Origin of the sequence: Neobacillus rhizosphaerae (assembly GCF_050477885.1) — a bacterium.
Classification (GTDB): Bacteria; Bacillota; Bacilli; order Bacillales; family Cytobacillaceae; genus Neobacillus; species Neobacillus rhizosphaerae_A.
This window is the reverse complement of record NZ_JBCNAC010000142.1, coordinates 1-19174: the sequence shown is the minus strand read 5'-3', so window position 1 is coordinate 19174 and position 19174 is coordinate 1. Positions and strand designations below refer to the sequence as shown.

The 19174-nt window shown below is 38.9% G+C and carries 20 protein-coding genes; 1 reads left to right on the top strand and 19 read right to left on the bottom strand.

All coding sequences use genetic code 11. From position 1 onward, the window contains the following. Window positions 1–11: 11 nt before the first annotated feature. On the bottom strand, window positions 12–707 hold the full coding sequence (gene mtnN / locus ABES03_RS19500) for a 5'-methylthioadenosine/S-adenosylhomocysteine nucleosidase (RefSeq protein WP_430119792.1): 696 nt from the start codon (window positions 705–707) through the stop codon (window positions 12–14). A gap of 284 nt (window positions 708–991) precedes the next feature. On the opposite strand from mtnN, the gene ABES03_RS19495 reads away from it, so the two are divergent. After that, on the top strand, window positions 992–1195 hold the full coding sequence (locus ABES03_RS19495) for a DUF2536 family protein (protein ID WP_430119790.1): 204 nt from the start codon (window positions 992–994) through the stop codon (window positions 1193–1195). A 36-nt stretch (window positions 1196–1231) separates the two neighbouring features. Here the strand turns inward: ABES03_RS19495 and ABES03_RS19490 are convergent, their stop codons facing one another. The 18 genes from ABES03_RS19490 to ABES03_RS19405 form a co-directional block, all read right to left on the bottom strand. After that, window positions 1232–1900, bottom strand: a complete 669-nt coding sequence (locus ABES03_RS19490) for a YrrS family protein (protein WP_430119788.1) — start codon at window positions 1898–1900, stop codon at window positions 1232–1234. 75 nt (window positions 1901–1975) lie between these two features. Further along, a complete protein-coding gene (locus ABES03_RS19485) occupies window positions 1976–3736 on the bottom strand; it encodes a peptidoglycan D,D-transpeptidase FtsI family protein (RefSeq protein WP_430119786.1) in 1761 nt (586 codons plus the stop codon). Window positions 3737–3784: 48 nt separating this feature from the next. Next, entirely contained in the window at window positions 3785–4261 is a 477-nt protein-coding gene (gene greA / locus ABES03_RS19480; RefSeq protein WP_430119784.1) for a transcription elongation factor GreA, read from the bottom strand. A gap of 167 nt (window positions 4262–4428) precedes the next feature. Continuing rightward, the gene (udk, locus tag ABES03_RS19475) at window positions 4429–5064 is read right to left on the bottom strand and encodes a uridine kinase (protein WP_430119782.1); all 636 of its coding nucleotides are present in this window, start codon (window positions 5062–5064) and stop codon (window positions 4429–4431) included. Between the two features lies 1 nt (window position 5065). Continuing rightward, on the bottom strand, window positions 5066–6337 hold the full coding sequence (locus ABES03_RS19470; RefSeq protein WP_430119780.1) for a peptidase U32 family protein: 1272 nt from the start codon (window positions 6335–6337) through the stop codon (window positions 5066–5068). Between the two features lie 16 nt (window positions 6338–6353). Then, on the bottom strand, window positions 6354–7283 hold the full coding sequence (locus ABES03_RS19465) for a peptidase U32 family protein (protein WP_430119778.1): 930 nt from the start codon (window positions 7281–7283) through the stop codon (window positions 6354–6356). Further along, window positions 7280–7930, bottom strand: a complete 651-nt coding sequence (locus ABES03_RS19460; RefSeq protein WP_430119776.1) for an O-methyltransferase — start codon at window positions 7928–7930, stop codon at window positions 7280–7282. The genes ABES03_RS19465 and ABES03_RS19460 overlap by 4 nt, the downstream gene beginning before the upstream one ends. Before the next feature lie 260 nt (window positions 7931–8190). Next, complete coding sequence (gene mltG / locus ABES03_RS19455; protein ID WP_430119774.1) at window positions 8191–9327, bottom strand: endolytic transglycosylase MltG; 1137 nt, start codon at window positions 9325–9327, stop codon at window positions 8191–8193. A 134-nt stretch (window positions 9328–9461) separates the two neighbouring features. After that, window positions 9462–9764 carry a DUF1292 domain-containing protein gene (locus ABES03_RS19450; protein WP_430119772.1) on the bottom strand — a complete coding sequence of 101 codons (303 nt, stop codon included), beginning with the start codon at window positions 9762–9764 and terminating at the stop codon, window positions 9462–9464. Between the two features lie 13 nt (window positions 9765–9777). Further along, a complete protein-coding gene (gene ruvX / locus ABES03_RS19445) occupies window positions 9778–10194 on the bottom strand; it encodes a Holliday junction resolvase RuvX (protein ID WP_430119770.1) in 417 nt (138 codons plus the stop codon). After that, on the bottom strand, window positions 10194–10463 hold the full coding sequence (locus tag ABES03_RS19440) for an IreB family regulatory phosphoprotein (RefSeq protein WP_430119768.1): 270 nt from the start codon (window positions 10461–10463) through the stop codon (window positions 10194–10196). The genes ruvX and ABES03_RS19440 overlap by 1 nt, the downstream gene beginning before the upstream one ends. A gap of 75 nt (window positions 10464–10538) precedes the next feature. Further along, window positions 10539–13175 carry an alanine--tRNA ligase gene (gene alaS, locus ABES03_RS19435; protein WP_430119766.1) on the bottom strand — a complete coding sequence of 879 codons (2637 nt, stop codon included), beginning with the start codon at window positions 13173–13175 and terminating at the stop codon, window positions 10539–10541. A gap of 343 nt (window positions 13176–13518) precedes the next feature. After that, a complete protein-coding gene (locus ABES03_RS19430; RefSeq protein ID WP_430119764.1) occupies window positions 13519–14598 on the bottom strand; it encodes an AI-2E family transporter in 1080 nt (359 codons plus the stop codon). 325 nt (window positions 14599–14923) lie between these two features. Next, window positions 14924–15058, bottom strand: coding sequence for a YrzQ family protein (locus tag ABES03_RS19425; RefSeq protein WP_308083070.1), 135 nt, complete (start codon window positions 15056–15058; stop codon window positions 14924–14926). Between the two features lie 21 nt (window positions 15059–15079). Then, window positions 15080–15271, bottom strand: a complete 192-nt coding sequence (locus ABES03_RS19420; RefSeq protein WP_308083069.1) for a hypothetical protein — start codon at window positions 15269–15271, stop codon at window positions 15080–15082. A gap of 11 nt (window positions 15272–15282) precedes the next feature. Beyond that, window positions 15283–15759, bottom strand: a complete 477-nt coding sequence (locus ABES03_RS19415; RefSeq protein WP_430119761.1) for a PRC-barrel domain-containing protein — start codon at window positions 15757–15759, stop codon at window positions 15283–15285. Window positions 15760–15791: 32 nt separating this feature from the next. Further along, window positions 15792–18206 (bottom strand): SF1B family DNA helicase RecD2, encoded by a 2415-nt coding sequence (recD2, locus tag ABES03_RS19410; protein WP_430119759.1) that lies wholly within the window; start codon window positions 18204–18206, stop codon window positions 15792–15794. A gap of 36 nt (window positions 18207–18242) precedes the next feature. After that, window positions 18243–18896, bottom strand: a complete 654-nt coding sequence (locus ABES03_RS19405) for a tetratricopeptide repeat protein (protein ID WP_430119757.1) — start codon at window positions 18894–18896, stop codon at window positions 18243–18245. Window positions 18897–19174: the final 278 nt, after the last annotated feature.

The window sequence follows — 19174 nt, the reverse complement described above, 5'->3', positions numbered from 1 at the left end:
ACTCCTGTCAATTATTTTAACGCTGCCACCATATTCATAACCAAAGTAGCAGAATTAGTTGCCGCTTTATCAATAAATTGATCAAAAGATACTTCTGATTCTTTACCAGCAATATCAGAAAGAGAACGAATGATAACGAAGGGAATCCCAAAACGATGGGCTACTTGCGCGATTGCTGCTGCCTCCATTTCAACTGCTTGTAAATCATTAAATTTCGAACGGACAAATTCGACTCTTGCTGGGTCTTCCATAAAGGAGTCACCAGTAACAATTAAACCTTTGACAATCTGAAACTTTTCCAGTTCCTTTGATGCTTTTTCAGCGACCGCAATTAACTTCTCATCTGCTAAAAATGCAGCTGGAAGCTGTGGAACCTGCCCATATTCATATCCAAATGCTGTTACATCTACATCATGATGACGAACTTCAGTTGAAATGACTGCATCGCCAACATTAAGAGCAGGGTTGAACCCACCAGCCGAACCAGTGTTGATAATATAATCAGGCTTATATTTTTCAAGTAAGATGGTTGTTGACATTGCTGCATTTACCTTGCCAATTCCTGAACGAAGCAGAATGACATCCACACCATGCATGGTTCCAAATGTAAATTCACAGCCAGCCACTGTTTCTTGTGTTTTATCTTCGATATGATCTCTTAATAGTGTTACTTCCTCTTCCATTGCTCCGATAATTGCGATTTTCATACTTTGACCTCTTTCATCGTGTTTTAACGTTTTACTGCTTATAATCTTCCTCTGTATTAAGCATCGTATCCGCAAACACTATTCTACCATCTTTTTAAAGAAGCTTGCCATAGTAACCCAATAACTACATATCCTACAATTAACTAATAATTCCTATGAGTATACTATGAATTCAACTGGACACATGTTATCATATTTCCATCATTTATTCAATCCATTTAATCAATCGTTATTGATAGCTGCAAAAGAAATAATTAAAATAAGAGGATGAAAGGAATGATTTTATGAATTTTGAATTTAATTTAATCGAAGATAAAGTGGAGTTTTTCGAAGCAACTAACCTTAAAACCTTACAGAAAAAAATTGAGTCGCAAATTGATGAAAACCGGGCAATTATGCTGGGAGTACACTCCGTTTCACACCAAATGCATGTGAATGAAAATGGTCAAACCTATTTTACAGCAGTGGTACATTTTAAGAAAAAATAACGAGGATGACTGTAAAGTCATCCTCGTCATCATTTATTATTTAACAATTTCAGCTAGTTCCTCGACTCGTGTAGGCATCCAGCCTTCTCCGTCTACCCACTGAAGATACACATTATATTTTTGCTGCTTATCTTTTGAAGCAACGGTAGCAAACGAGCCATTTTGTGTGGACTTATCTCTACCCAACCAATATACAGTCATGTTACTTCCATCTAATCCAGTGGCATAGGACACAGCCTCCAGCATTTCCTGCCAATCGACTGAATTTGTATCGTATACAGCGGTATGTTCACCAGATTGTGTTGTTCCTATAGGCTTCCAGCTGGGATTTTCAATCGTTTTTAGTACATTAGAAGAACTTCCACCATCAGTAACCACTTCCTGTGATTCATCTGCCTGTTCAGTTGTTGAAGCTTCCTCACTTTGTTGTTCCTCTTCAGATACTTGATCAGTTGAACTCTCATCTTCTGCCTCTGTGTTCTCTTTTTTCTCAGATTGCTTCTCTGTATGTTGAGTTTCTTTTTGCTCAGTTTTTGTACTATCTTTCTTAGGGGCTGCATGATCATTTCCTGAAGCAAAAATATTGTATGCCACAAATAATATTAGTAAGAGTACAATGATGATTAAACTATTTAAGACGAGGTTCGTTTTTTTTCTTTTCGATCGGTATCCAGACCGTGAGTTAGAATTAAAATCATTAGTCATACTATTTCCTCCTAAAATAAAGGCTCTCAATATTCTAACATGATTTTAACAGAACATGAAGAGATAATAGTCGCACTACTCTTTTTCTGCATCTTTTTCATAGAGTGCTTTCACCATATCCGCGAACAATAAATTTACCCCGCCTTCCGAATCTATTACATCCAAATTGACTGCTACTAACGCATATTTGGGCGATTGAAATGGAAAATAACCAGCAAACCATTTATTATGCAATTGCTTCCCATCTTTATATTTACCCGTTTCAGCCGTACCTGATTTACCTGCTACTTCATATGGAAGATCTTTAAACCATCTTCCAGTCCCATTTGGATTAGTAATTACTTCACGTAGCAATTTTTGCAGTTTCATGGCTGTATAAGGTGAGATAGAATCCCCCTTTATGCTTTCCTCAGGGAAATCTACCATCGTTGTCCCATTTTTATATTCTATTTTTGAAACTGCTCTTACCATTTCCTTTTTACCGCCCCTTGCAATGGTGGCCATCATGTTAGCGACAGCTAATGGAGTAGCCCGAACCTCGTGCTGTCCAATACCTGACATAGCAATAAAATTAGGATCCTTCCTTGCCTCATCAGATACAAACACCCTCCCTTTATCTTCATCAGCAAGCTGCTTGAAGTCACTGGTATGATACACTTCCCCTTGCCAGCCCACCGAACCAGTTAGAGACAATTTATCTGCATAATCCTCGAGTAGATGAGGATCCGTCTTTTGCAATTCCTTTGCCAATTCCCCGAACGTTCGATTACAGCTTCTTGCAAAACTATTTGTAAAGTTCAACATTCCATAATTATATTTTGATTCTGGTTTTCCATTAATCTTTTTACTGCAATCAAATAGGCGGGTTGGGTCATCTAAGTTATGATCCATAGCAGCTGCAGCAACCACCGTCTTAAAAACGGATCCCATAATCTGTTGTTTTACCATCAAATTAGTAATTCCAGCCCCATTATAGGGGGCTTTTTTATTGATAGCCGGGCGTGAAACCATTGCTAACACACTATTATCCTCAATATTAAGGAGGACGAGTCCCCCCTTTTTAATCTGATACTGATCGGCTAGATCCTCGGCCTTTTGCTGCAGACCTTTATCAATCGTTGTCCGAACATTTACAGGATAAAACGGGTTAGCAGGGTCCACATATTTTACATTTATTCCAAAAAGCGGAGCTCCCCCACCATCAACGTGGTAAACAAGCTTTGACTTTCCCTCTGGGAGCAGGAATTCATCAAAGCTCTCTTCAAGGCCAGATACGCCCAGCAGCGTCTTTTCCGATAACTCTTTACTTGGATAACGTTCCTTTAATTCCTTTGCATTCTCACCTGTTAGTCCAATTAGCTGCTCAGCAGGAATGGTAGAACGTTCAAATTTCTTCTCAATAGCAAATACACCCGGTATTTTTAACTCATTAATTCTTTTCATCTGTGAGGTTGTTAATTCAATAGGCTCTGGGTCTCCGAAGGCAAATGGTTTTTTTGCAGCATCTACTGCAAATTTCAATGAATGAACTGGTATTCCTGAGATGGTCGAAACCTTTTCTACGTCCCAATCTGTCTTTTTAAGAAATGGAAATAAGACGAGCACGGACACTTTTTTATGTGTTAGCATCGTCCCATATCGATCAAGAAAATTTCCCCTGCCATTATCAATCACTAATTCTTGCGTTCGTTGATTCACACTCTCCTCAAGCAAGTTCACATTATGCTTTGAAAAGGTTTCTGTCTCAATTAGTTGAATTTGCATTAAACGAACTAAGAGAAGTACTAATCCTGTTATACAAATGACCAGCCAGCCAATGGCTCGTTTTCTCCACATAAAAAACACCTCGTCAAAAGTTTTGACGAGGTTTTCGTATTTCAAACATTATTTTATAGAAACGATACGTACACTCATTTCGCCGCCAGGAGTTTGAACAGAAACCTGTTCTCCAACCTTCTTGCCTAAAAGGCTTTTTGCAATTGGAGAATCGTTAGAAATCTTTCCTTCAAAAGGATCGGCCTCAGCACTACCAACAATTGTATATGTTTCTTCTTCACCATCAGGAAGTTCAACAAAAGTAACGGAGCTTCCTAATGTAACAGAGTCGCTTGCCATTTCACCTTCAGCGATAATCTTTGCATTGCGAATCATATTTTCTAAGGTCGTAATTCTACCTTCAACAAAGGCTTGCTCTTCTTTCGCAGAATCATACTCGGAGTTTTCAGATAGATCTCCGAAGCTTCTTGCGATTTTAATTCTTTCTACCACTTCTTTCCGTTTCACTGATTTTAAATACTCAACTTCTTGTACAAGCTTATCTTTACCTGCTTGTGTCATTGGAAATACTTTCTCTGCAGCCAAAACCCTCACTCCTTCTAGTCTTCACAATCCCCCATTAGAATTGTGTATGTAATGTATGTAGATATTATGCCAATCGGCATAATACATAGCAGCGCGTCCTCTTAATAAGGGCGCGCATAAAAGATATTTATCCAAACGGATTTTTAGATAGTTCTTTTGCTATTGTTTCATAAAATTGACTTTTGTTCAAGAATTGTTTGAATTTTTGTGACCATTATATCGATGGCAACATGGTTATGTCCGCCTTCTGGTATGATGACATCAGCATAACGCTTAGTTGGCTCAATAAATTGATTATGCATGGGACGAACCACATTTAAATATTGATCGATAACTGAATCAAACGTACGCCCACGCTCACTTATATCACGAGTAAGTCGGCGGATAATTCGTAAATCCGCATCAGTGTCAACATATAGTTTAATATCCATTAAATCACGAAGACGCTCGTCCTCAAGTACGAGAATTCCCTCTAGAATGATTACATCCTTTGGCTCAACAGGAATGACTTTATCTGAACGGGTATGAATGGAATAATCATATACTGGTTTTTCAATCTGTTCATACCTTAACAGCTTTTCAATATGTTCAATAAGTAAGTCATTATCAAAAGCAAGCGGATGATCATAGTTAGTTTTTAATCTTTCTTCAAATGGAAGATTACTTTGATCCTTATAGTAATAATCCTGTTCAAGTACTAATATGGAATGATCTTTTAAACTTTCATAAATGGAATTTGTTACACTGGTTTTTCCGGAGCCGGAGCCGCCGGTTACACCAATAACAACTGGCTTGCGCGTCATGCTAGTTCTCCTTTCGCATCATGTTGTTAGGGTATACCGGTTTGTCCAATTTAAATTGTACAATTTGAAGCGGATGTCTAGCTGCATCCAGTTCATTACCTTTTTCATCCCAAATTTTATCAATCACATGAGTAAAGTTTTGAATTTCTGGTCCGAAGAACTCTACTTCTTCCCCCGGTTTAAAATGATTTCTTTGTTGCAATGTAACGATTTGTGTTTCTGGATTGTAATCCAACACAAGACCGACAAACTCAAACTTTGTCTTCTTGCTATGATTACCAAACATTTGCTCTTTATACCCTGGAACACCTTCAAAAAAGGCAGGAGCTGTTTCACGGTTGGCACATTTGTCTAATTCCTCAAGCCATTCTCTCTGAATAACAAAGTTCTCAGGGTCCGCGCAATACGCATCAATTACTTTTCGGTACACACTAACCACTGTCGCAATGTAGTGAATGGATTTCATTCGACCTTCAATTTTCAAGCTGTCAATTCCAAGTTCAATCATCTGTGGAATCGCTTGAATTAAATTTAAGTCTTTTGGACTCATTGCAAAAGGAGCATCTCCCTCTTCAAATAGAGCTGCCTCTTGATCGTTTCCTTCTAACTGGTAAAGGTCATAATCCCAGCGGCAGGACTGACAGCACCCACCACGGTTTGAGTCTCTTGCAGTCATATGGTTACTTAATGTGCATCGGCCAGAATAAGCGATACACATGGCCCCATGAATAAAGGTTTCGATTTCAACATCGACCTTCTCCTTCATTTCTCTGATTTCCTCTGCACTTACTTCACGAGCTAATACGACACGCTCAGCCCCGGCTTCTTTCCAAAACTGTGCGGCTTTCCAGTTCGAAAGTGACTGCTGTGTACTTATATGAATTTCAATTTCCGGTGCTAGACGCTGACAAGTTTCAATAATAAGCGGGTCGGCAACAATGATTCCTGCAATGCCTGTCTCTTTTAGACTTAGGATATATTCTTCTAAGCCATCAATATTCTCATTGTGAGCAAAAATATTTGTTGTAACATAAATTTTCGCACCGAAACTGTTAGCGAACTCTACGCCTTCCTTCATTTCATCAAATGTAAAGTTATCAGCATTTGAACGAAGACCATACTCTTGACCTCCGATAAATACAGCATCTGCTCCATATTGAACGGCAATCTTTAATTTTTCGAGATTACCAGCTGGAGCAAGGAGTTCTGGCTTTTTCACAATGACACGTTTTCCATCGATAATTTCAGAAATCTTATCTTTAACTGTATTCACAGTAGAACTCCTCCCTTTAATAAACAGTTTCTTTAAAGAAGAAACCTGTGTCTAATGGACGATTAGCAGGCTGAATCTCTTCCAATGCAGCTAACAGCTCATCCTTTTTATCCTCATAGGCATCCGGGTCTTCAACAAATAAATCAATTGCCTCACGATAGGCTTTAGTAACAGCAAGAATATATTCTGGGCTTTTTAAGATTCCATCGATTTTAAACGAATCGACACCAGCCTCTAACATTTCTTGAAGTTCATCAATGATACAGATATCATTTGGACTCATAATATGTGTTCCATTTTCATCTTCAAAGATAGGGTATTTGTTCCCACGTTCTTTATCGTGCAAGAACATATTCTTTTGCATCTTACGGTTTTCGATTTCCATGACTTTCCCTTGGTATTCATAATAATTACCAAGAAGTGTACGCTTAGATTGGAACATACAGCTCATTCCATGAACCTGCACTTCGATTTCTACTTCTGCATTTTCCTTCGTTTCGACGATGGCATCCATATTAATTTCACGTGCAAGAACAGCTCTTTTAACACCCTTCTTACCCCAATAGTTACATGTGTACCAGTTCGTTCCTGTCGTTTCTGTTCCCCAATGTAGCTTCATTTCCGGAGCCACTTCTCTTACAGTCATTAAAACAGCAGGATCACCAAAAATAATGGCATCAGCTTTGACGTTTGCAACAAATTGGATATAATCGCTCAACTCATCTATTTTTTCATTGTGAAAAATAGCATTCATTGCAACATAGACCTTTTTCCCCTTGCTGTGAGCTAGTTCAATCGCCTTTTGTACCTCATCACGATTAAATTCACCTGCAAGTCTTAATCCATATCTTTGTTCACCAACAACAAATGCATCTGCACCAGCTTCTGCTAATGGCAAGATATCGTTGACTGTTAATGGTGTTACAAGCAATTCTGGTTTTTTCATTTGCTCTCACCTCTTCTTTTGCTAATGGCAACCCCGTCTCCCACGGGAAGAATAACGGAAATATAGTCTGGATGCTTCATTAACCATTTGTTAAAATCATCAATCTTTTTAACAAGATTCCGGATCCTCTTAGATTCAATTTCTGGTTCAGCTACTAAACCTTTAAAAAGAACATTATCAGTAATGATCATTCCATCCGAACTAAGATAGCTTGAATACATTTCAAAAAATTTTTTATATTGCCCCTTCGCTGCATCAATAAAAATGACATCAAATGGAGCATGTCCACTTATCTGTTCTTCAACCTCTAAAGCATCACCTTTAATTAAGGTAATCCGTTCTTTGTAAGCTGCGCGCTCAATAAATCCGACAGCTAATTGAGCTCTTTCATCATCCCGCTCAATCGTAACAATTTGAGCACCAGGAAGAGCTTCTGCCATTCTCATGGCGGAGTATCCTATTGCTGTCCCTACTTCAAGAATTTTTTGGGGTCGCTGGATGCGAAGTAATTGAAGCATTGTTTCAATACCTTCTAATTCCATGATCGGAACATTATTTTCACGAGCATAGGACTCCATTTCTGTTAACAATGGGTTACGCTCTAAAATAAGACCTTCAATATATGAATGCAGCTTCTCATCTAACAAGCTGCGTCACCTCTCTTTAAAAGCATTTATTGCAAAGTAAAATACTTTTAGTTTATCTATAAATAATCCTCTTTAGACATGAAAAAATAGCGTTCACAGGTACAAACGTCTAAGCTAGTAAATTTGACTCAGGACGTTTTAAGGCAATACTGCCGCAAATTACCTTACTGTGAGTGACGCTATAGATTACGTATTAAAACACTTGAACTATTTTATCACAAAAGTAGGGGGAATGCTAATGCTTCCCCCAAAATAGTACATTATTTTTTATTGGAAATATACTTTGCTTTTAACTTATTATGCTCTTCTAATGTCTTTGAATAGTATATGCTACCATCCTCAGCAGCCAAGAAATAATAAAAGTCTGTTTTCTCAGGATCGAGTGCAGCTTCAATGGACATTTTTCCAGCATTTGCAATTGGTCCAGGCGGGAGTCCTGTATGTTTGTACGTATTATAAGGAGAGTTCACTTCTAAATCCTCATATAAGACACGTTCTTTGTGTTTTCCTTGTGCGTATAATACCGTAGGATCGGTTTGCAATTTCATATCCTTCTCCAAACGGTTATAGAAAACACTAGCAATTCTTTTTCGTTCGGTTTTTTCAGTCGCTTCCTCTTCAACTAATGAGGCCATTGTAAGTAGTTTATGAACAGATAGCTTAGCTTCTTCACTTTCTTCCGCATAGGAAGAGACAATTGATCTTGTTTTATCCAGCATGGCTGAAACCATTTCTTCCACTGTAGGATTCCGTTTATAAAAAGGATAGGTAGCAGGATATAAATATCCTTCAAGCGGATACTTAATTTTTGTATCTAAGATTTCATTTGTTAATAAATCTGGGTATTTCTCCATTAACAGTTTGATAAATTCTTTATCATTTAATTTAGTAAAAACATCCGCTTCCTTCTGGTTGGTTGCTTTCGCCATAATCGCAGCAATTTCTGATAGTTGCTTCCCTTCTGGAATGGTGATTTTAAAACTAGCCTCTGCAAGCACCTTTCCAGTTTTTAATCGGCTGACAATTTCAGCTACATCCATAGAAGGGCTCAGTTGGTATTCCCCAGCCATAAAACCGCCTTCGTTTTTAAGCTTTACATAATACTTAAATACCTTCGCATTTTTAATAATTCCCTTTGCTTCTAACTTTTCTGCAATACCCGTTACAGATGAACCAATTGGAATTTCAACTGTTTTTTGTTTCTTACTATCAGAGTCAACAGGCTTTAATGCTGACTGTATGTAAAGATATCCTCCGCCACCGATAACAACAATAAATAATAGCAATAAGATTGAGATCACCATGACAATTTTTCTAACTACTTTTGCTTCACGGTGGTGTTCAAGCATTTTTTCCCGTATCAAATCTTTCTTCGGGTCTTTTTCATCTGTTGTCATTCTTTTCCCCCTTTCGTAATAATTTGAGCATATAGTAAGAAAAATGTCAATTTATCATATAATTTGTCATATTTATCCTAGTTAAAATGAAAAAACCAGCCATTTTTCATGGCCGGTTCTCTGTCATTATTTATTTATTCTTCTTCTTGGTCTTCGTTGAAGGTATTGAATACTTCTTCAACCATATCCCACTCTTCATCCGTTTCGATTTCCATTAATTCGCCGAAACCGCCATCTTCTGTTGGGATATACGCATACGTTAGGATGTCCACTTCTTCTTCGTCATCCTCATTTTCTCCTACTGGATAGAAGAAAACGTATGATCTTTCAAATTCATCTGAATCAAAAGTGAAAAGGATTTCGAATAATTGTTCGTCACCATTTTCATCTATTAATGTAATAAAACGATCTTCTTCATGTTCATGATTGTGTTCCATTTCATTCACCTCATTAATTTTTGCTATCAAGATACCCTTGTAGGATCATCATTGCGGCCATCTTATCGATAACTTTCTTTCGCTTTTTTCGACTTACATCTGCCTCAAGCAATACACGTTCAGCAGCCATTGTTGTCAATCGCTCGTCCCATAATACAGTTGGTACAGCAAATCTGCTTTCCACTTCATTCGCATATTTCTGACTTGCTTCACCGCGTGGTCCAATCGTCCCGTTCATATTTTTAGGAAACCCAATGACAACTGTATCCACTTGGTACTCTTTTATTATTTGACCAATTTCCTCAAAACCAAACTCTTCTTTTTCCTCATTGATTTTGAGTGTTTTTAGACCCTGAGCGGTCCACCCCATTTCATCACTAAGGGCAATACCAACTGTCTTAGAGCCTACATCTAAACCCAATACGCGCATTACTTAACCTCTCGTTGTCGTTTTAGATAAGATTTGACTAGTTCTTCAATTATTTCGTCCCGTTCAAGCTTGCGGATAATGTTACGGGCATCTCGATGTCGTGGAATATATGCTGGATCACCTGATAATAGGTAGCCGACTATTTGATTGATCGGATTATATCCTTTTTCCTGCAATGCTTCATACACTTGAAGAAGAACGTCATTCACGTCATGTTCAAAAGGCTCTTCAGGAAAATTAAATCTCATCGTTTTGTCAAATGAACTCATTTCACGCACCTCGCATTTATTATAGACGAGAGAATTGTACTAATTACCTACATTTTACACTACTTTGTCCTATTATCAAACCGATTTTACCCATTCATCTACGAATTGAAGGGCAGAATCTAGTTTTTCAGGATCTTTTCCACCAGCTTGAGCCATATCAGGACGGCCTCCGCCACCTCCGCCGCAGCGTGTAGCAACTTCTTTAACCAGTTTCCCAGCATGGTATCCTTTATCGATTAAATCCTTTGTAACTGCTGCGATAATGTTTACTTTGCCTTCATGAGCACTTCCTAGTACTAGTACCACAGAGCCCAGTTTTTGCCTTAAATCATCAGCCATATTTCTTAAGTTATTCATATCAGCAGCTTGTACCTTTGCAACTAGGACGGTTACTCCGTCAATTTCTTTTGCTTGGGAAACCAGGTTACCTGCTTCAATATTTCCAAGTTTAGCTGCAAGTGATTCATTTTCACGTTGAAGCTGTTTCATTTCGCTCATCAGACTATCGATACGTGTGACGATATCCTTTGGATTTGATTTTAATTTATCTGCCGCTTCTTTTAATAAGCCCACTTGATCATTTAATGATTTATAAGCAGCCTCACCTGTTACAGCCTCAATTCTTCGTGTCCCAGCGCCAATTCCACCTTCTGAAACAATTTTGAACAAACCAATAACAGATGTATTTGGAACATGGCAGCCACCACATAACTCTAAGCTATAGTCTCCAACCTGTACCACACGAACAATATTACCATACTTCTCACCGAAAAGAGCCATAGCACCCATTGCTTTTGCTTCAGCAATCGGTTTTAAGCTGATGTTTACTTCAATATTTCTCCAAATTTTTTCGTTGACGATTTTTTCAATTTGCTCTAACTCTTCTGGTTTAATTTGACCAAAGTGAGAGAAGTCAAAGCGTAGACGGTCAGGTTCAACGAGAGATCCAGCCTGGTTAACATGTTCGCCAAGTACATCCTTTAAAGCTTGATGCAGCAAGTGAGTCGCTGTATGATTTTTGATAATTTTAACCCGGTTGTCTGCATCCACCTTAGCAGTCACCTGCTGGTTCGTTTTGAGCGTGCCACTCTTAACCACTACTTGATGAAGGTTTTGACCATTCGGTGCCTTTTGAACGTCTTTTACAAATAAAGATACTTCTGCACCTTCCATCACGCCGTGGTCAGCAATTTGTCCACCACTTTCAGCATAAAAAGGTGTCAAGTCAAGAATAACCTGTACTTCCTCACCAGCTGAAGCCTGATTAATTAGTTCACCATTTTTCACAATAGCTGCCACCTTAGTGCTTGTTTCGAGCTGATCATAGCCAACAAACTGACTTTCTACCTTCACATCTCTAAGAACTCCGCTTTGTACCTGCATGGAATCAACATCATGACGAGCTGCACGAGCACGCTCACGTTGTTGCTCCATTTCTACTTCAAAGCCTTCATGGTCAACCTTCATTCCTTCTTCTTCAGCATATTCCTCAGTCAACTCAACTGGGAAACCATACGTATCATATAGACGGAAAACATCCGCACCAGAAATGGTGTCACTGCCCTTTTCTTTTTCCTTTTTAATAACACTAGCTAGGATGGTTAAGCCATCATGAAGTGTTTCGTGAAAACGTTCTTCTTCATTCTTAATCACTTTTTGGATGAATTCTGTCTTTTCCTTTACTTCTGGATAAAAATCGTTCATGATTTCGCCCACGACTGGAACTAGTTCAAACATAAATGGACGATTAATGTTAATCTGCTTAGCATAGCGGACAGCACGGCGAAGCAAACGGCGTAGTACATAGCCACGTCCTTCATTAGACGGAAGCGCACCATCACCAACAGCAAATGCAACGGTACGAATGTGGTCAGCAATAACCTTGAAAGCTACATCCGTCTCTTTATTAACACCATATTTCCCCCCAGAGATCTCTTCTGTTGCACGGATAATAGGGATAAATAAATCTGTGTCAAAGTTGGTTGGAACGTTCTGAACAACAGATGCCATCCGTTCTAATCCCATACCAGTATCAATATTTTTCTTTGGCAGTGGTGTATAAGTGCCATCAGGATTATGGTTAAATTGAGAGAACACTAGGTTCCAAACTTCCAGATACCGTTCGTTTTCTCCTCCTGGATATAATTCTGGATCATTTGGATCATCCCCATACTCTGAACCACGGTCATAGAAGATTTCAGTATTCGGCCCACTTGGTCCTTCCCCAATATCCCAGAAATTCCCTTCCAGTCGAATAATGCGTTCCTCTGGAATGCCGATAGTTTTATTCCAAATTTCATATGCTTCATTGTCTTCAGGATGCACGGTAACGGATAATAGCTCTGGATCAAAGCCCATCCATTTTTCATCGGTTAAAAACTCCCATGCCCATTCAATTGCTTCATTTTTAAAGTACTCACCAATTGAAAAGTTTCCAAGCATTTCAAAGAAGGTATGGTGACGCGCAGTTTTCCCAACATTCTCAATATCATTAGTCCGAATGGATTTTTGAGCATTAGTGATTCTTGGGTTTTCTGGAACCACACGGCCATCAAAGTATTTCTTTAGGGTTGCCACACCACTGTTAATCCATAATAAGGATGGATCATCATGAGGAACAAGCGATGCGCTTGGCTCCACTGTGTGTCCTTTTTCTTCTTTAAAAAACTGTAAAAACATTGAACGAATTTGTGAACCAGTTAAATTTTTCATATGTATTAACCTCCTTATTTTTAAAAAAGCATACAAAAAAGCCCTCATCCCAAACAGGGACGAGAGCAAGCCTCGCGGTACCACCCTGATTATGAATACAAACATTCCGTATCCATCTCTCAAAAAACCCTTAACGCAGGTATACGGCAGTGGTTAGCTGCACTCCGGATTAGCGTTCTGTCATCCTTCATCTGGAGCTTCTTTCAGCCATGAAAGCTCCTCTCTTCCGCGCAAAAAGCGTTACAGATGGACTACAACATACTCGACCCTTCAACATTTTCATTCATATTCTATATGACGAATTATATCCACCAAAAAAACGTTTGTCAATTGGCCTAACACTTTAAGAAGAAGAATCATTTGATTTGCCTTGGATAAAGTGATTTTTCGCATGAATGATTCCTACCTTCAATACCACAAGAACAGGGACAGCCAAGATCAACCCTAAGATTCCCCCTATTTCACCACCAGATGTTAAAGCTATCATGATTAATAATGGATGCATATGAAGACTCTTTCCGACGATATAAGGCGATAAAATATTTCCCTCAAGGAATTGCAAACCAAAGACAATAACAACCGTAATGATCACCAACTTAACCGAGGTGGTTGCAGCAATAATGACCGCTGGGATTGCCCCGATAATTGGTCCAAAATAAGGAATCACATTTGTTGCACCAACGATAAGTCCTAGTAACAATGGATATCTTAAATCGAATACCCAAAATAACAGGGCAGAGACACTTCCGATGATCACACAAACTAAAAGCTGCCCCCTAATATAACTACCGAGAGATTCGTCAACGTCTCTTAGAAATAGAGTAGCTTTTTTTCTCCATTTCTTAGGGGTTAAATACCATGCAGTCCGTTTTAGCAAAGGAAAATCCTTTAACATATAAAAAGCAATGAACGGAATAATCATCAAAAGTAGAGCGGAATTTAAGAAGTCCATTAAGACATTTACAATAATAGTTAAAAGAGAATCCATCTTCTTTTCAAAAGTGTTAATCCCATCATCTATTTTTGCTTGCAAACCATCCGGCCATGCCCTTGTATGCGTTTGGAGCTCTTCAATCCAACTTCGATACTGTTCTGCAAAAACCGGTGCACTTTCAGAAAGGTCTTTCAATTGATCAATAATGGCTGGTATACCCCTATATAAAGCAAAACCAATGCCGCCAAAAAAAATAAAATAAATTAAGAAAATGGCAAAACCACGGTGAAGTCCTTTTTCGTGCAATTTTTCAACAATAGGATGAAGGAGATAGGTAATAAACCCTGCTATAAGAAAAGGTAAGATGATTATTGCGACAAGTCTAACTACCGGCATCCAAACAAATCTAATTTTAAGAAAAACGTAAAGGGCAATTAATAATAGGAGTATAAAACCAATTCGATACATCCATTTCATACGAATATCCACAAGCACTCCTCCCTCATGTTAGTGTTAGAGACAAGCAGGGTAAATATTCATAAGAAAAGCGCAAGCGCCTTGATCAGCCCCGACAGGCAAATGTTCTTCGGCAAGAAAAGTCCGCTCTTTAACTTTACTTGCCGAAGGTTATTTGACCCGAGCTGTAACAATCATCGCTTTATCAAGCCATGATTGTTACAAGATACTCGTGGAAGAATATTCAGGATGAAAACTGGCTAGGCGCTGGAGCTGGACAATACTCGAAGTCGATGTTTATACATTCTGATTAGGGGTACGTAAAAATCCCCCTAGGCAGTCCAAGGGGGATTTGCATTTAAAACATCGCTCGTTTTACCTTTTTTTGTATTCTTTTCATATTGCGGGTGGACATCATATTATTTCGTTGGGCCATATTGTATATGGCCATCCCCGCACCAAAAGCAATCATCGACGTCATCATTTTATTCATGCGTTTCACCTCTTATAATAATTATAGGGTGTAACGACGCTCTTCTTCTTCAAACAAATCGTCCAAGGAACTAAGTGAACCGTCTTCCTCCACCTGATGGGTGTTAATTAGACCTTTGTTAACAGACAGCTCAATAAAACAGCTCCAGCAATAATATTGGTTGATACCAATCTTGCCGATATCTTTGCTTTGACAGTTAGGACACTTAAACATGAAAAGACACCTCACGTATTATCTACATCTACGATAATGGCATCCTTTCCGATCGCTAAGGGCTTCCCGGATTGAATGACTTGTTTACCTTCCGTGATATCCGAAAAGAAGCCATCCGTAATTTCATACCCTACGATTGTGCCCACTTCTTCCTGAAAATATACATCCTTTAACAAACCGAGTGAATCTCCGCTTTTTGAAAGCATCATCATACCATTTAAGGAATGCTGGTGTGTCAAGGTATATTCAGGGTTATCTCCTAACTTTTCTAAGCACCCGCTATCTTCAATCATAACCCCATCCCAGCCGAAAGTAGTCACTTTTTGAATATCCAGAAAGTACGATTGCTTGAAGAAAACGCCTTTTTTAATCAATAGGCCTTTGACGATACCATTGCTTGAGATACATAGGTCACTGATATCACCAATTTTTGTTCCGCTGTTCGTTTCAAAAACTGGTTGTCCTTTTAATAAAGAAAATGTCCGCAAAGAGTGTCCCACCTCCCCGAACATTTATAGTTTCAGTCATTTAACATAAAATCATAAGGTGTAACGTTTTCCATTCCAACCATTGGATTAACTTGCATTAATTCTTCCTCATAGGATAAGCCTTGGGCCGGCTCTGTATCATTTTGAAGAGTCTTCGGCTGTAATAAAATTGTTTCTTGAAGCTTTTCACGAAGGGTCGTCTGTCTCGAAAGTTCGTCTGCTCTTTCTACGCCCATTCTTAGAGCATCTTCTTCTCCACAGAGAATTAATGATTGTTTACTTCTTGTGATCGCTGTATAGATTAAATTTCGTCGCAACATCCGGTAATAACTTCTCGTTACAGGAAGAATAACAATCGGAAATTCACTGCCCTGTGATTTATGGACAGAACAACAGTAGGCATGCGTGATTTGATTCAAATCCTGCCTTGTATATTCCACTTCATTTCCCTCAAAGGAAATATAAATCATGTCTTGTTTTTCCGTATTTTCCTTTGCATAGATAATCGAAATAATCTCACCAATATCACCGTTGAACACATTATTCTCTGGTTGATTAACAAGTTGAAGCACCTTATCTCCAATTCGGTACTTCACTTCTCCAAATGTAATTTCCTTTCGTTTACCATCAGGGTTTGGATTAAAAATCTCCTGAAGCAGCACATTTAACCGGTCAATCCCTGCAGGGCCTCTATACATAGGCGCCAGCACCTGGATATCCTTTGCAGAATAACCTTTGTTTTTGGCATTTTGCGCTACTTTTTCCACGACTTGAGCCACTTGTGCGGTAGAACATCTGATAAACGAACGATCAGGCTTCTTTTGTGTCACATCAGGGGGAAGATAGCCTCTTTTTATATCATGGGCCAATTCTATGATTGATGACCCTTCGGCCTGCCGGTAAATATCGGTTAATCGAACCGTCGGAACTCGTTCTGAATCCAGCAAGTCCTTTAAAACCTGACCAGGACCAACCGATGGCAGTTGATCCTCGTCTCCAACAAGAATAACTTGGATATTATCAGGCAGAGCCTTAAACAATTGATTAGCAAGCCATATATCGAGCATAGACGTTTCATCGACGATTAATATTTTTCCTTCAAGCGTATTTGAATCCTCATGGTCAATTCCTTCAGTCCCATTTAGCCCAAGTAATCGATGAATCGTTACGGCAGGAAGCCCGGTGGATTCACTCATTCTTTTGGCCGCTCTACCTGTGGGTGCAGCAAGCAAAAATGGAAAAGGCTCACCCTTTTTATGATAATCATTCGGCTCCAACGAAATGCCATGCAGTTCAGCATAGAGCTCAACAATTCCTTTTATAACCGTGGTTTTACCGGTTCCAGGTCCCCCGGTTAAAATAAGCATCGGTGACATTAATGCTGTTTGAATGGCTTCTCTTTGGGTTGGGGCGTATTGTACCCCAAGACGGTCTTCCAAGCCTCCCAAAGCCAGCAGGAATTCAGATTCAGGAAATTGATCCTTATATTCGGTTTGCTGCAAGATTCGGTGAATGTTAGTCACAAGACCTTTTTCTGCAAAATATAGGGAGGGCAAGTAAATTCGTTTTTCTTCACCAATTAATTTTCCCTCTTCTTCCAGCTTAATGACTTCATTCGAAATATCCAAAAACTCAATTTGGTCTCGCTTATTTTCTTCCAACAGATTTTTTACTTGTTCAAGTAATTGCTCAGCATGTATATATACATGACCGGTCTGCATGCTTTCATTTTCAAGCGTATAAAGACAGGCTGCTTTGATGCGATCAGGATGACTGCCTGATATCCCAAGCTGATAGCCAAGCTCATCCGCACGACCAAAACCAACTCCCTCAATATCTTCAACTAATTGGTAAGGGTTCTTTTGAATAATTCCAAGTGTCTCCTCTTTATATGCCTGGTAAATTCGCATTGAAATCTGCGGCCCGAAACCATACTGATTTAAAGCTACCATGACCTGCTCGAGTCCTTGATGCTCCATGAGTGTGTCATAAAGTGATTTAGCCTTTTCAGGAGGAAGCTTAGGAATGGAATCTAGCAGGGACGGTTGGTTTAGTATTTTTGAAATGGCGTTTTCCCCCAGCGTTTCCACGATATTTTCCGCTGTCTTCTTGCCGATCCCTTTGAACAGTTCACCTGACAAATAAGCAATAACCCCTTGTTTTGTCTGAGGCATATCTTTTCTGTAATGATTTGTATGAAATTGCAGACCAAACTTAGGATGATCTTTGAAATCTCCGTAAAAGATATACGTTTCCTGCTCATGTACCTTTGGAAAATAGCCGGTGACCACCGCTTCTTTGTCATCATAAGAATGGTTTGTTTCATCTACTCGTATCCGTAAAACCGTATATAGATTCTGTTCATTATGAAAAATGGTAACGATGGGTCTTCCCTTTACAAATTTTCCTTGTTCGGCAAATAAATCAAGCGCGTCCTGCTTCTCCACTCGTGACTCCCTCCTTTCAAAAAGATTGGCATCTACCTATTGCATATTTTCAATTAATTTTTTTGCATGTCCTGCAAGCAAATGATCTGGCTGGATTTCCAGGGCTTTATTAAACATGTCAATTGCTTTAGTAGCATTTTCTTTAAATGCATAAGAAACCCCTAAATTATAATAGGCATCTGAGTGGACAGGATCGAGTTCAATACACATTTCAAATTGAACCATAGATTCGTCAACGAATTCTAATTGTGCTAGACATAGACCATATTGAAACCTTGCTTCTGCATCTTCTTCATTCAGTTCTACACTTCTTTGTAGGTAGGGAAGCGCGAAGCGGCTTTGATCTAATTGTACAAGCGTTAAACCTAACATAAAGTAATTATCGGCAGACTCAAGCCCCTTTTTCATGGCAGTTTCAAACATGTTTTTCGCCTCGTCAAACTGATCATGAGTGAACATTATGTTACCGATACTGTAATAAGCTGCTGCTGCGTTTTCATCTATTTCAAGTGCTTTTTGATAAAATTTAATTGCTTTTTCGTCATCGCCCACAGCTGAAAGAACATTGCCGAAATTTATATAAGCTACTGGTTCTTTTGGGTTTTCTTCTATCGCTGCATGAAAGGCTTTAGCTGCTTCTTCGTAGTTGCCTTCCTGCATGTATTGTACACCTAATTGGTTTTTATCCATTTTTTCAGCTCCAATCCTAAGGGAAAGTATATCATATTTCTTAAAAAAAATAGGCTGTTTACGTAAACATTGTTGTTATGGAAGATAAGCAGAAATCAAAGCTACACTGCGAAAAAGCTTGCTAATTGGATTGCCAGCCTTAGAAGAGTAACCAATAAGCGGAGTTTTTCCGTTTATTTTCAAAATCGAGCTCATTTTGGAGTAAATAAGCGGAGTTTTTCCGCTTATTCAAAGAAAAGTGCCCTATTTTTGCGTTTTAATGATACTACGTCAAGAAA

Bases quoted from the DNA above. Each gene is read 5' to 3' on its own strand.
- mtnN (WP_430119792.1), bottom strand. From the start codon at position 707: ATGAAAATCGCAATTATCGGAGCAATGGAAGAGGAAGTAACACTATTA.
- ABES03_RS19495 (WP_430119790.1), top strand. From the start codon at position 992: ATGAATTTTGAATTTAATTTAATCGAAGATAAAGTGGAGTTTTTCGAA.
- ABES03_RS19490 (WP_430119788.1), bottom strand. From the start codon at position 1,900: ATGACTAATGATTTTAATTCTAACTCACGGTCTGGATACCGATCGAAA.
- ABES03_RS19485 (WP_430119786.1), bottom strand. From the start codon at position 3,736: ATGTGGAGAAAACGAGCCATTGGCTGGCTGGTCATTTGTATAACAGGA.
- udk (WP_430119782.1), bottom strand. From the start codon at position 5,064: ATGACGCGCAAGCCAGTTGTTATTGGTGTAACCGGCGGCTCCGGCTCC.
- ABES03_RS19465 (WP_430119778.1), bottom strand. From the start codon at position 7,283: ATGAAAAAACCAGAATTGCTTGTAACACCATTAACAGTCAACGATATC.
- mltG (WP_430119774.1), bottom strand. From the start codon at position 9,327: ATGACAACAGATGAAAAAGACCCGAAGAAAGATTTGATACGGGAAAAA.
- ABES03_RS19450 (WP_430119772.1), bottom strand. From the start codon at position 9,764: ATGGAACACAATCATGAACATGAAGAAGATCGTTTTATTACATTAATA.
- ruvX (WP_430119770.1), bottom strand. From the start codon at position 10,194: ATGCGCGTATTGGGTTTAGATGTAGGCTCTAAGACAGTTGGTATTGCC.
- ABES03_RS19440 (WP_430119768.1), bottom strand. From the start codon at position 10,463: ATGAGTTCATTTGACAAAACGATGAGATTTAATTTTCCTGAAGAGCCT.
- alaS (WP_430119766.1), bottom strand. From the start codon at position 13,175: ATGAAAAATTTAACTGGTTCACAAATTCGTTCAATGTTTTTACAGTTT.
- ABES03_RS19425 (WP_308083070.1), bottom strand. From the start codon at position 15,058: ATGAATAAAATGATGACGTCGATGATTGCTTTTGGTGCGGGGATGGCC.
- ABES03_RS19420 (WP_308083069.1), bottom strand. From the start codon at position 15,271: ATGTTTAAGTGTCCTAACTGTCAAAGCAAAGATATCGGCAAGATTGGT.
- ABES03_RS19405 (WP_430119757.1), bottom strand. From the start codon at position 18,896: ATGGATAAAAACCAATTAGGTGTACAATACATGCAGGAAGGCAACTAC.